The sequence below is a fragment of the Paraburkholderia podalyriae genome, assembly GCF_014397785.1.
Taxonomy (GTDB): domain Bacteria; phylum Pseudomonadota; class Gammaproteobacteria; order Burkholderiales; family Burkholderiaceae; genus Paraburkholderia; species Paraburkholderia podalyriae.
Genome location: NZ_VZQQ01000032.1, coordinates 19,702 through 31,953, shown reverse-complemented (window position 1 = coordinate 31,953; position 12,252 = coordinate 19,702). Strand labels below are relative to the sequence as shown.

11 protein-coding genes are annotated in these 12,252 nt (G+C 65.2%); all 11 read right to left on the bottom strand.

The features are described 5' to 3' along the window. Positions 1-101: 101 nt before the first annotated feature. The 11 genes from F6X42_RS28255 to rfbA all read right to left on the bottom strand — a co-directional run bounded on the left by F6X42_RS28255 (position 102) and on the right by rfbA (position 12,245). On the bottom strand, positions 102-1,235 hold the full coding sequence (locus F6X42_RS28255) for a glycosyltransferase (RefSeq protein ID WP_187637346.1): 1,134 nt from the start codon (positions 1,233-1,235) through the stop codon (positions 102-104). After that, complete coding sequence (locus F6X42_RS28250; RefSeq protein ID WP_187637345.1) at positions 1,232-2,485, bottom strand: glycosyltransferase; 1,254 nt, start codon at positions 2,483-2,485, stop codon at positions 1,232-1,234. Before F6X42_RS28250 ends, F6X42_RS28255 begins: the two co-directional genes overlap by 4 nt. After that, a complete protein-coding gene (gene wecB / locus F6X42_RS28245) occupies positions 2,478-3,599 on the bottom strand; it encodes a non-hydrolyzing UDP-N-acetylglucosamine 2-epimerase (RefSeq protein WP_187637344.1) in 1,122 nt (373 codons plus the stop codon). The genes F6X42_RS28250 and wecB overlap by 8 nt, the downstream gene beginning before the upstream one ends. After that, positions 3,596-5,173 carry a polysaccharide deacetylase family protein gene (locus F6X42_RS28240; protein WP_187637343.1) on the bottom strand — a complete coding sequence of 526 codons (1,578 nt, stop codon included), beginning with the start codon at positions 5,171-5,173 and terminating at the stop codon, positions 3,596-3,598. The genes wecB and F6X42_RS28240 overlap by 4 nt, the downstream gene beginning before the upstream one ends. After that, positions 5,170-6,552 carry a phenylacetate--CoA ligase family protein gene (locus F6X42_RS28235; protein ID WP_187637342.1) on the bottom strand — a complete coding sequence of 461 codons (1,383 nt, stop codon included), beginning with the start codon at positions 6,550-6,552 and terminating at the stop codon, positions 5,170-5,172. The genes F6X42_RS28240 and F6X42_RS28235 overlap by 4 nt, the downstream gene beginning before the upstream one ends. Positions 6,553-6,637: 85 nt before the next feature. Then, a complete protein-coding gene (locus F6X42_RS28230) occupies positions 6,638-7,414 on the bottom strand; it encodes an ABC transporter ATP-binding protein (RefSeq protein WP_187637341.1) in 777 nt (258 codons plus the stop codon). A 4-nt stretch (positions 7,415-7,418) separates the two neighbouring features. After that, the gene (locus F6X42_RS28225) at positions 7,419-8,237 is read right to left on the bottom strand and encodes an ABC transporter permease (RefSeq protein WP_187637340.1); all 819 of its coding nucleotides are present in this window, start codon (positions 8,235-8,237) and stop codon (positions 7,419-7,421) included. A gap of 1 nt (position 8,238) precedes the next feature. Beyond that, positions 8,239-9,654, bottom strand: a complete 1,416-nt coding sequence (locus F6X42_RS28220; protein WP_187637339.1) for a mannose-1-phosphate guanylyltransferase/mannose-6-phosphate isomerase — start codon at positions 9,652-9,654, stop codon at positions 8,239-8,241. A 225-nt stretch (positions 9,655-9,879) separates the two neighbouring features. Further along, entirely contained in the window at positions 9,880-10,806 is a 927-nt protein-coding gene (gene rfbD / locus F6X42_RS28215) for a dTDP-4-dehydrorhamnose reductase (RefSeq protein ID WP_187637338.1), read from the bottom strand. Positions 10,807-10,815: 9 nt separating this feature from the next. Next, positions 10,816-11,367 (bottom strand): dTDP-4-dehydrorhamnose 3,5-epimerase, encoded by a 552-nt coding sequence (rfbC, locus tag F6X42_RS28210; RefSeq protein WP_187637337.1) that lies wholly within the window; start codon positions 11,365-11,367, stop codon positions 10,816-10,818. Continuing rightward, on the bottom strand, positions 11,352-12,245 hold the full coding sequence (gene rfbA / locus F6X42_RS28205; protein WP_187637336.1) for a glucose-1-phosphate thymidylyltransferase RfbA: 894 nt from the start codon (positions 12,243-12,245) through the stop codon (positions 11,352-11,354). The genes rfbC and rfbA overlap by 16 nt, the downstream gene beginning before the upstream one ends. Positions 12,246-12,252: the final 7 nt, after the last annotated feature.

Here is a 12,252-nt window from a genome sequence, read left to right as displayed (position 1 = left end):
AGGCAGAAAAGAGTGTGGAAGGCAGTGTGCCCGTCTAATTTGCGCAGATATTACCGATTTCTCGCGAGTGTATGGGCGAAATGGACCGAGGAAATAACGACTCACGAACACAATACCTGTTCATACAGCGATTTATATGCGCTTCCCAACGCCGGCCCCGAAAACAACCGCTCATACCGTTCCCGCGCCGCCGCCCCCATACCGCGCGCAAGCGCTTCATCGAGCGCCAGCCGGTTGATCGCGGCGACCAGCGGTTCGGGCGCCTCGGGCGGCACGACAAACCCCGTCACCCCATCCTCGTTCACGAACGAAGTCCCGGACCCCACCTCGCAGCACACCATCGGCTTGCCGAACATCGCTGCTTCGACCAGCACCATCCCGAACGCTTCGGAGCGCAAATGCGAGGGCAGCACCATCGCGCGACAGCCCTTGAGCAGCGCGACCTTTTCGTCATGCGTGACCTGCCCGGCAAACACGACGTTGCTCGCGCCATGCTCCCGCGCCAATGCGGCGAGCCGCTCGCGCTCCGGTCCCGAGCCCGCGATGACGATTTTCGCCCGCACATGCCGGGCTGCCTCGACGAGCGTGTGCAGCCCCTTGTAGTAGCGCAACACGCCGAGCGCCAGAAAATAAGGCTCGCCTGGCGCCAGACCGAGCCGGCTCTCGAGCTTGCGCTGCGCGTCGAGCGGCTGCGGCTCGTCGCGATAGTCGATGATGCCCAGCGGAATCGTCTTCAGCCGCTCCTTCGACACGCAGGCGGCGAGCGCCTCGCTGGTCCGCGCATAGGCCGGCGACGTCGCGACCACGGCGGACATGCTGCGCAGCGTGCGCCGCATCAGCGGTCCATAGACGGCGCCGAGCAGCTTCTGCCGCACGATGTCGGAGTGATACGTCATTACCGTCGGCTTGTTCGTGCGTCCGAGCAGGTGCAATACATCGGCGAACGGCCACGGAAAATGGAAGTGCACGACGTCGGCCCAGTCGGCCATCTCGCGATACTTCATCACCGCGCACGGACCGCCGAGATCGCACGATGCCGGCGCCGCCCACGATTTCTCGCGCACCACCTGCCCTTCGGGACGTTCGACGACGGTCGGCGTCGGGCACGGCGACAGGGTCAGGATGCGCGGTTCGACGCCGCGCTCGCGCGTCGATAGCGCAATCTGGCGGATCGCTTCCTGCAGGCCGCCAGGCGGGTCGGGAAAGTACGTGCGATACACATGAACGACCCTCACGTGCGCACCTCCGCGCCGTGCTGCTGCGCGCTGCTGCCGTCCGCCTGGCGGCAGTGGAACGTGATGGCCAGCATCTTGTCGAGCCGTGCCTCCCACGTATTTTCGCCAACCGCCGCGCGCGCTTCTTCCGCGCTCAGCTTGCCGCGTGCCAGTTGCCTTTCGATCCCCGTGATGAACGTGTCGGCATCGCCGCCCACTTCGAGCCCGGCGCGCGGCTCTTTCGCGAAATCGAGCGGCGTCGATACGACCGGCAGACCGGCCGCGAGATATTCGTAGAACTTCATCGGAAACATCGAGTGCGTGTACTCGTTGATCAACGTCGGCAGCACGCCGACCCGCATGCCGCGCAGATACTGCGGCAGCACGCGATACGGCCGGTAGCCGAGCAGATGCACATTCGGCAGACGCTTGAGCTGCGCGAGCAGGTCGCTGCGCTGTCCTTCGCGCTCCTCGCCGATGATCACCCATTGCCAGCGCGGCCGCGCCTGCGCGGTTTGCAGCAGCAGCGGCAGGTCGACCTTGAAGTCCGACAGCACGCCGTGATACACGAGCCGCGGCTCGTCGATCGCGGCGAGCTCGGCGGGCAACGGGCCGTCCGCGCGCGCTGCGCCGAAGTGCGCTTCATCGACGACGTTGCCGAAGAAATGCGTATTGGGATTGAACGGCAGGCACACGTCCTTCAGCGATTGCGCGGTCGTAAACACCGCCTCGCAGCGGCCGAGCAGGTCGCGTTGCGCGTTGCGGAACGCATCGACGTCGACGCCCGGAATCGCCGCGATATCGTCCACGCAGTGGTAGACGAGCGGCCCGCGCGGCAACGTCGCGATCGCATCGAGCATGTACGGGTGGTACGTCCACACGACCGGCTCGTCGTAGCGATGCGACCTCGCGAAGCGGTTCACCGAAAAGCGCAGCATCGCCTGGTTCAGCGAGCGCACGAACGGCAGATGATGCCCCGCCGGCACCATCAGCGGCGACAGCACCCAGATGTTGTCGGCGCGGCGCGGCGGCCCGAGCACGAGCGACTGCACGCCGCGCCACAGGCGCCGCCACAGTCGCGACCAGTCGCGGCCGCTGGCCACTTTCGGCGAGCGGAATCCGACGCTTTCCACATACAGAATCCGCCAGCCGCGCGCGGCGAGGATGCTCGCCGTGTGCTGCTTGTTGGTCCAGTACGGCTCGTCCCAGTCGGCGGTCGAAAAGAGCACGCAGTCTTGCGGGGCAAGCACGGGGTTCACGCCGTCAACCAACGAACACCTCGACCGGTCGGCCGCGCAAGCTGTCGACGATGCGCCGCGACGCCAGCCCGTCGCCATACGGATTGGCGCGATCGCGCAGCGCGGCGCGCCGCGCGGGATCGTCGAGCCAGCCGATCACCGCGCTTTCGATGCTCGCGGCGCTCTGGCCCGCGAGCGTCGCGAAGCCGGCGTCGACGCCTTCGCGACGCTCGGTGTGATTGCGCATCACGACGACCGGCACGCCGAAGGTCGGCGCTTCTTCCTGGATGCCGCCCGAATCGCTGACCACGACGGCGCTGCCGCTAATCAGATAAAGGCTCGTCGGATAGTCGACCGGCTCGATCAGCGCGAGGTTCGGGATGCCATCGAGCTCGCGATGCACGGGCTCGCGGACGGCCGGGTTCAGGTGCACGGGGAACACCCAGCGGTAGTCGCTATAGCGCTGACATAGATCGCGCAGCACGCGGCAAATGTCCTGCAGCACGTCGCCGAAATTCTCGCGGCGATGGCACGTGACCAGCACGTGCTGCTGCTGCGCGCCGTGCCATGCGGGCAGCGGACTCGCCGCAGGCGTGACGTTCCAGCTCGCGCGCACTTCGCCGATCGCATCGACGACCGTGTTGCCGGTTACGACGATCTTCTCCGCCGCGACCCCTTCAGCAAGCAGGCTGTCACGCGCGCGCGAGGTCGGCGCGAAATGCAGCGTCGCGATGCGACCGAGCAGGCTGCGGTTCGCTTCCTCGGGAAACGGACTCGTGAGATCGCCGGTGCGCAGCCCCGCCTCGACGTGACCGACGCGAATGCCGCGTTGGAACGCCGCGAAGCCCGCGCAGAACGCGGTCGTCGTGTCGCCCTGCACGATCACCCAGTCTGGACGCGTTTCGTCGAGCGCGCGGTCGAGCGCGGCGATCAGGCGCGACGCGAGCGCATTCAGCGATTGGCCAGGGTGCATCGTTTCGAGCGTGATGTCCGGTTCGATGCCGAAGAATTCGAGCGCCTGCGCAGCCATGTCCTTGTGCTGTCCGCTCGCGCAGACGATCGTGTCGAACTCGCTGCGCAGCGCTCGCACGAGCGGTGCGAGCTTGATCACCTCGGGCCGCGTGCCCATCACCACCATGACTTTCATTGCAGTGCTTTCCCCGCCTCGACCTTGGTATGAGCGCCCCGGAACTCGACGCCGAGCGCGAGCGGCGTCGTGTCGGCATATGGCGTGACGACGCTGAATGCGCCGTCGTGTTCGACGATCCGCGCGAACGACCGGAAGCGCAGGAAATCGAGCGCGGCTTCCTCGTGCAGGAACAGCGGCCGTTGCGCCTTGCCGCGCATGTAGGCGATGAACCGTTCGTGCGCGTCGATGCGCGCCGCCTCGCCGGACCAGCCGTACGCGTAGCGCTCGGAGAACGGATGGTCGAGATAGCCGAACAGCGTGTTGGTCGCGTACGCGGTGTCGAAGGCCTGCTTGAAGATCGCGAGCGGGTCGCCCTCTTTCAGCATGCAGTCGCCGTGCAGCATGCACTGCTGACTATGGCCGACGAAACCCGCCGGCAGTCCCGCCAACGCGCCGCCGCGCGCACTCAGAAACTCGGGATCGTTGCGGATGATGCCGCCGATGCAGCCCGCGTAGCCCGCGTCGATCAGGCCGAGCATCGCGTACGGCGGCGACTGGTGAAACGGCGACACCGCGTAGCGCACCGGCACGCCGGTCGCGTGTTCGAGCAGTTCGGCCGATTGCGCGCCTTCCGCGAGCGCGGTGTCGTAGCTGCCGCCCCAGTTCGGCGAGTGCGTCGCCGTGTGCGACAGCACCGCGCCCTGCTGCCGGTCGGCGAGCAGCTCGCGCAGGATGTCGTGCTGGCCGCCGCGCTGCAGGTTGTGCGTATGCACCGCGAGCGTGAACGGCACGCCGAGCCGCTGATACGCGTGCCATAGCGGACGCGCCGATTCGACGTCCTCGTCGCAATCGAGCCGCGACGTGATCGCCGCGTCGTAGCCCCACGGCAGTTCGCTCAGCACCGGCTGACACGGCAGCGCATCGCCCCGGTAGCCGCACAGGAACTGCTCGACGAGGCGCCATTCGAACGAATCGCACGGGCCGACCGGCCGGTTGAACCACAGCACGCCCGATGCGCCGGCATCCCACAGCGCCGCGTACGCGAACTGCCGATCGCCGTTCACGACGACCGAGGCCAGTTCCGCTTCGGCAGGTACGTCGGGCGCTTCCGAGAGCGCCCAAATCGAGCCGTCGGCGCGAATCGCGCCGTAGCCGAGGTTGTTCCATTCGTCGGTGAAATCGAAGCGCTCGAACGGGCGATGCCATGCCGCGCCGCCGAGCGTCTGCGCGAGCGCGCCGTAGCGCACCGCCGCCGCGCTTTCGCGCGACTCGCCGGAAGGCGCCGATGCGCTGCGGCTCGCCGCTGCAAGTTCGGGCGGCAAGGCCGCGGGCCGATAACGCAGATAGTCCGCGAGCGCGATCGGCATATGGCCGAACACGATCAGCTTGCGCGGCCGTGCATTCACGAACGCGATCAGGTCGGCGCTCCACGCGTCGGGCGCGTCGACGGCGACCACGACGTCGGGCGCGATCTCGTGCAGCATATTGCGCGTGATCGCCTGCGCCTGGGTCACGCTGACCGAGCGCCGCAGCGCCGCCAGCACGTATTGGCCGGCGTCGGCTCGGGCGTCGGGAAACGCGACGCCGATCATGCGCTCACCACGTGACGGAATTTGGCGCGACTGCCCACGCGTACGAAATCGTCGTGACCGACGTAGGCGATCGTGAACGCATCCTGCCAGAAGTGGCGCAGCTTCGCGGTCGTGTCCTCCGCGTTCGCGTGCGGTTCGAGCACGATGCGCAAAGTGGGCGGCGCGGTGCGCAAATCGATCTGAAATTCCTGGATGCCGCCAACGCGGTGATCGAGCATGTCCTGGATGTGGTGCGTCGGATGCGCGACGCCGTTGATCGGCACGACGTCGTGAATCCGGCCGACCACGTCGGTCAGGAAGAAGCCCTTGTCCGTCTCCCGCACGCGCGCGAGGTCGCCGGTCGTGTAGCGGATCAACGGCATCAGCCGGTTGCGGAAACCGGTGAACACGAGCTCATGCGCGCCGTCGGGGTTGTCCGGCGCGACGCGGCTTTCCGGCCAGCCTTCCGATTCGAGGATCTGGAAGCCGCCTTCGTGACCGTCGAGCTCGTAGGCCATCACACCGAGCTCGGCGAGACCGTAGCGGTCGATCACGCGGCAGCGCAACGCCTTCGCGATCATCTCGCGCGCATGCGGCTCGAGCAGCTCGCCGCTCGACTCGAACACCTGGAACGCGTTGCCGCCGCCGTACTTGCGCTCGACGTAGCAGGCGAGCGCGTACATCGTCGATGGATGCGAGTGCGCGAGATACGGACGGCGACGCTTCAGCGTGCGCCACATTTCCTCGAGACCCTGATCGTCGATGCGGTCGAAGAAGACATTGCTGCGATTCATCGCGAAGCATTTGAAGTCCTCGCGCGATGGCCACTCGGGCACGGCCTGATCCGGGAAACGGCATGCAAAGTGCAACTCCGAGCGATGGCGCAGCTTGCCGATACGCTCGCGGCAATAGTTGGTGACCGCCGACGAATAATCGGCGCCTTGCTGGTCGTAGTAGATCGTCGTCGAAAGGCCGGTCGAGCCGCCGGTCTTGCAGGCGTGGTGCTTGCCCGCCACGAGCGGCCCCGACAACAGACGCGGCCCCTGCTCGCGGATGATGTCCTTGGTCAGATACGGCAGTTCTTGCAGGTAGCGCGGGTCGTCCTTGACCCTGGCGGGATCGAACTGCTTCGCCTGGAACAGATCGCGATAGTAAGGCACCTTCGCGCCGGCGAATTCGAGCGTGGCGACCAGCCGTTCGAGCGCAATGCGGCGGCGATGCGGCACCGGCAGCGCATAGTGCTCGCGCAGTTCGCGGATTTTCGGGCGCACGTTGCGTTTTTCGGCGTTCTCCGCGATCGGATACGCGATATAGCCGCCCGCGAAACCCTTCAGCGTGCGAAACGGCTGACGCACGAGCAGGGATTCGGAGTAGCGCAGAAATGGGTGATTAGCTCGCATCGAATTCGAACCTTATTACGCCTCGGGGCCTGCCCCGAGGGTGTTGCTGAACTGCGGGACTGGCGCGGGCGCCGCGCCCGCGTGCTCAGTGCGGCAACTGCGCGACGTGGCTGATGAGCGGCTCGTCGGTTTTTTCCGGCGGCAACACGGGTTCGTCGGCGACCATCTTGCCGTGCTCCATCGAGATCTTGCGGTTGCACACGCGCGCGACCAGCGACGGATCGTGCGACGCCACCACCAGCAGCGCCGCCTTGCCGACGAGACCTTCCAGACGCTCGGCCGCCTTCACGCTGAACTCGGCGTCGCCGACGCTCAGCCATTCGTCCATGATCAGGATGTCGGCTTCGACGCTCGTCGAGATCGCGAACGCGAGGCGCAGCATCATCCCGCTCGAATAGGTGCGCACCGGCAGATTCAGGTAGTCGCCCAGTTCGCTGAAGTCGGCGATCTCGTCGATCTTGCTGCGGATGCGCGCGGGCTTCAGCCCATCGAGAATGCCGCGCAGATAGATGTTCTCGAAGCCGGTTGCGTCGGGGTCGAGGCCCATCGATACGTCGAGCAGCGAGGCGATCTTGCCCTGCACCTTCAGCTCACCTCGCACCGGCGCATAGACGCCCGACAGCGTGCGCAACAGCGTCGTCTTGCCCGAGCCGTTGTGGCCGATCAGGCCGATGCGCTCGCCTTCGCCGAAGGTGAAGCTCAGGTCGTCGATCGCGCGGACGATCGCATGGCGACCCGCGTCCTGGCCGATCCGGCCGCCCGTCGTCAGATTGAGCACCGCCTTTTTCAGCGAGCGATGCGAGTTCTCGTAAATCGGAAATTCGACGGAGATGTTACGAGCGACAATCGATGAAGAACTCACAATATCAAAGCCAGTAAGGAACGCGATTACGGAAACGCTTCATCAGGAACTGCGCGAACGCAAAACCGACGATCAGGAGACCAATCGACCACGCCCACGACTCCCAGTAGGTCGGGCGGCCGGTGAGCGGCGCGCGCACCGTTTCGATCAGGTGATACAGCGGGTTGTAATCGGCGACCCACGCGCGGTCCTTCAGGATTTCCGGCGACCACATGACCGGCGTGAAGAAGAACACGACCTGGATCAGGTTCGTGACGATCGGCGGAATGTCGCGAAAGCGTGCGCACAGCACGCCGAGCGTGACGCCGAGCCACACGCCGTGCATCAGCAGGATCACGAGCGCGAACGGCACCAGCACGATTTCCCAGCCCGGCCAGTGACCGAACACGATCAGCAGCACGACCACGACCGGCAGGCTATGCAGCAGGATCACGAAGTTGCGCCACGCGATGCGGCAAACGTGGACCGTCAGTGGCAGCCTGATCTGCTTGATCAGATACGCCGAGCCGATGAAGGCCATGCAGCCTTCGTTGGCGACCGACGCCAGATACGCCCACACGACGAGACCCACCGCGAGATACGGCAGGTAGTCGGAGAGTTCCTGGTGCAGCAGCGTCGAATACAACGCGCCGAGCACGACCACCATGATGATCGTGCTCAGCGTGAACCAGAACGGCCCGAGCACCGAGCGGCGATAACGCTGCCGGATGTCGTGCCAGCCGAGCGTGCCCCAGACCCGCACCGCCTTCATGCCGACCAGCAGATCGTCGTGCTCGTTGTGACGTGTCAGGTCTTCCGAGTCGTTGGTAAAACTGATATCCATCTCAAGTACGTCCGTAAATGTCTTCGAAGCGAACGATATCGTCTTCGCCCAGATATTCGCCGCTTTGCACTTCGATCATCACGAGCTCGACGACGCCCGGATTTTCAAGGCGATGTTTGTGACCCGCCGGGATGTAGGTCGATTCGTTGGTCGACACGAAGAATTCCTTCTCGCCGTTGACGACCTTCGCCATGCCGCTCACCACGACCCAATGCTCGTTGCGGTGATGATGCATCTGCAGGCTCAGGCTCGCGCCCGGCTTCACCTCGATGCGCTTGATCTTGAAGCGCGGCCCCTCTTCGAGCACCGAGTAGGTGCCCCACGGCCGGTGCACGGTGCGATGCACCTTGTACGTCTCGTGCCCGCGCGACTTCAGTTCCGCGAAAATCTGCTTCACATCCTGCGCGCGGTCCCGGTGCGCGACCAGCAGCGCGTCGGGCGTATCGATCACGATCAGGTCATCGACGCCGATCGCGCCGATCAGGCGCCCGCCGCTGCGCAGATATGAGTTCTTCACGTCGACCAGCAGCGCCTCGCCTTCGACGCGGTTGCCGCTCGCATCGGCCGGCGACAGGTCGGACAGCGCGGTCCACGACCCGACGTCGGTCCAGCCGAGGTCGCAGCACACGACCGCCGCGTGCTCGCACTTCTCCATCACCGCGTAGTCGAACGACAGCTCCGGCACCGCGCCGAAGCAGCCCGGCTCGAGACGCACCTGCGCGCCGCTCTCGCCTTCGGCGGACGGCGACTTGTCCATGCATTCGGCCGCGGCATCGAGAATGTCCGGACAGTGCTCGCGCATCTCCTTCAGGATCGTGCCCGCGGTGAAGCAGAACATGCCCGAGTTCCACACGAACTTGCCCGACGCCAGATACTCGCGGGCCTTCTCCAGCGACGGCTTCTCGACGAAGCGCACGACCCGCTCGCCATCGGCTTCGATATAGCCGTAGCCGGTTTCGGGCGTGTCCGGATGCATGCCGAAGGTCACCACCTTGCCGGCCTGCGCCAGCGTCTGCCCACGCGCGACCGCTGCGGCGAAGGCGGTTTGATCGGCGATCAAATGATCGGCGGCGAGCACCAGCATCACCGTGTCTTCGCCATGCACCTTCGCGATATGCAAGGCCGCCGTGGCGACCGCCGCGGCCGTGTTGCGGCCGAACGGTTCCAGAATGAACGAGATCGCGATGTGCTTGCCGTTCACCTCGCGGAAATCGTCTTCGGTCTTGAAAAACAGCTCACGGTTCGTTACCGTGAGCACTTCCTTCACGTCGGGCAACGCGACGGCGCGCAGGAAGGCTTTCTGCAGTAGGCTTTCGCCGTCCGCGAGACGGATGAACGGCTTCGGGTGGGATTCGCGCGAAACCGGCCACAGCCGCGATCCCGCTCCGCCGCACAGAATGATCGGTAACAAACTCACAGCTCCCTCTCGATACCGTATTTATTACGTGGCCATATTGGCTTGCGCACGGTTGACGCACACGTTTGCAATCTTCTGCGCATAGACCGTCGAATCCGCGCCCAGCGCGCCCTTCAGTCGAGCAACATTCTACCGCTGCCCCCTTTCATCATTGTCAGGGAACGATCGTCCGATTGTGTTTCGTTTGCCACAGCGGCGCTCGCGCCCCCGCGTCGAATCCGCGAATCAGGCGCGCACCGCCGGCGACTTCGGAAAACCGTTCGTCAGACACAGCTTCAGCGCGTCGCGCCAATGCGGCGCGGCGAGCCCGAACACGCGCGCCAGCTTGTCGTTCGACATTCTGGAATTGGCTGGGCGCTTCGCGGGCGTCGGGTAATCCGCGGCGGGAATCGGCAGCGTGGTCGGCTTGTTCGGCAAATCCGCGAGTTCGAAGATCGCCGACGCGAAGCCGTGCCACGACGTCGAGTCGCCCGCGCACAGGTGATAGATGCCCGAGCGCTCGCTCCACCACTTCGCGCCGTCTTCGGCGGCGAAGGACTGGGCGCACAGATGCGCGCTCAGCGTCGCGATCGTGTTGCACCAGGTGGGCGCGCCGAACTGGTCGGCCACCACCTTCAACTCGGGACGATCGGCGCCGAGCCGCAGCATCGTCAGCAGAAAGTTCTTGCCGCGCGTGCCGTACACCCAGCTCGTGCGCAATACGAGGTGGTTCGCGCCGCTCGCCGCGATCGCCTGCTCGCCCGCGAGTTTGCTGCGGCCGTAGACGTTCTGCGGATCGGTCGGATCGTCTTCGACGTACGCGCCTTCCTTCGTGCCGTTGAACACGTAGTCGGTCGAATAGTGGATCAGCGCGGCGCCGAGCTTTTTCGCTTCCTCGGCGAGCACGCCAGGCGCTTCGCCGTTGATCCGCATCGCGAGATCGCGCTCTTCTTCGGCCTTGTCGACCGCGGTATAAGCGGCCGGATTGACGATCAGCGCGGGACGCACGTCGCGCACCACCGAGCGAATCTGATCGAGGTTCGATAGATCGAGCCGCGAGCGGTCGACCGCGACCACGTTGCCGAGCCCTTGCAGCGTGCGCGCGAGTTCATAACCGACCTGGCCATTTACGCCGGTAACGAGAATCGTCGGTTTCGCTTCACGTGCGCTCATGCGATCCCCTTATGCGTAGACTTCGGCGTCGGCGAGACGCTTGCCCGCCGCATCCTTGGCCGCGAGCAACGGCTCGAAGTCGATCGGCCATTCGATACCGATCGCCGGATCGTTCCACGCGATGCTGCGCTCGTGCTCGGGAAACCAATAATCCGTGGTCTTGTAGAGGAACTGCGCGGATTCCGACAGCACGACGAAGCCGTGCGCGAAACCGGGCGGCACCCACAGTTGCCGATGGTTCTCGACCGACAGCGTCACGCCGACCCACTTGCCGAAGTTCGGCGAGCGCTTGCGGATGTCGACGGCGACGTCGAACACTTCACCCTCGACCACGCGCACGAGTTTGCCCTGCGCGTGCTGGATCTGATAGTGCAGACCGCGCAGCACGCCTCTCGCCGAACGCGAGTGATTGTCTTGCACGAACTCGACGCCCGCCTCGACCTTCTCGGCGAATTCGAGCGCGTTGAAGCTTTCGAAGAAGAAGCCGCGCGCATCGCCGAACACCTTCGGCTCGATGATCTTGACTTCGGGCAGCGCGGTAGCGGTTACCTGGATGGCCATGCGACGTGATCCGTGAGAATGTTTTGCAGGTATTGCCCGTAGGCATTCTTCGCGAGCGGCTTGGCGAGCGCGAGCAGCTGCTCGCCGTCGATCCACTGACGCCGGTACGCGATCTCTTCCGGACACGCGACCACCAGACCCTGGCGCTTTTGCAGCGTCGCGATGAAGGTCGCGGCTTCGATCAGCGAATCGTGCGTGCCGGTGTCGAGCCACGCATAACCGCGGCCCATGATCTCGACGTTCAGCGCCGCGTTCGCGAGGTAGCGCGAGTTCACGTCGGTGATTTCGAGCTCGCCGCGCGGCGACGGCTTGATGTCGGCGGCGATGTCGCAGACCTGCTTGTCGTAGAAGTACAGACCGGTGACCGCGTAGTTCGAACGCGGCTTCGCGGGCTTTTCCTCGATCGACAACGCGCGGAACTGCTGGTCGAATTCGACCACGCCGTAGCGCTCCGGGTCCTGCACGTGATAGGCAAACACGGTCGCGCCGTCGGTTTGATCGTCGGCGCGCTCGAGTTGCTTCGCGAGATCGTGGCCGTAGAAAATATTGTCGCCGAGAATCAACGCCGACGGATCGTTGTTCACGAACTTGCGGCCGATGATGAACGCCTGCGCGAGCCCATCCGGCGACGGCTGCACCGCGTACTGGATGTTCATGCCCCACTGGCTGCCGTCGCCGAGCATCGCCTCGAAGCGCGGTGTGTCCTGCGGCGTGGAGATGATCAGCACGTCGCGAATACCCGCCACCATCAGCGTGGACAGCGGGTAGTAGATCATCGGCTTGTCGTACACCGGCAGCAGCTGCTTGGAGACGACGTGCGTGATCGGATACAGGCGGGTGCCCGAACCACCCGCGAGAATAATGCCTTTGCGCGCCATTGCCGTG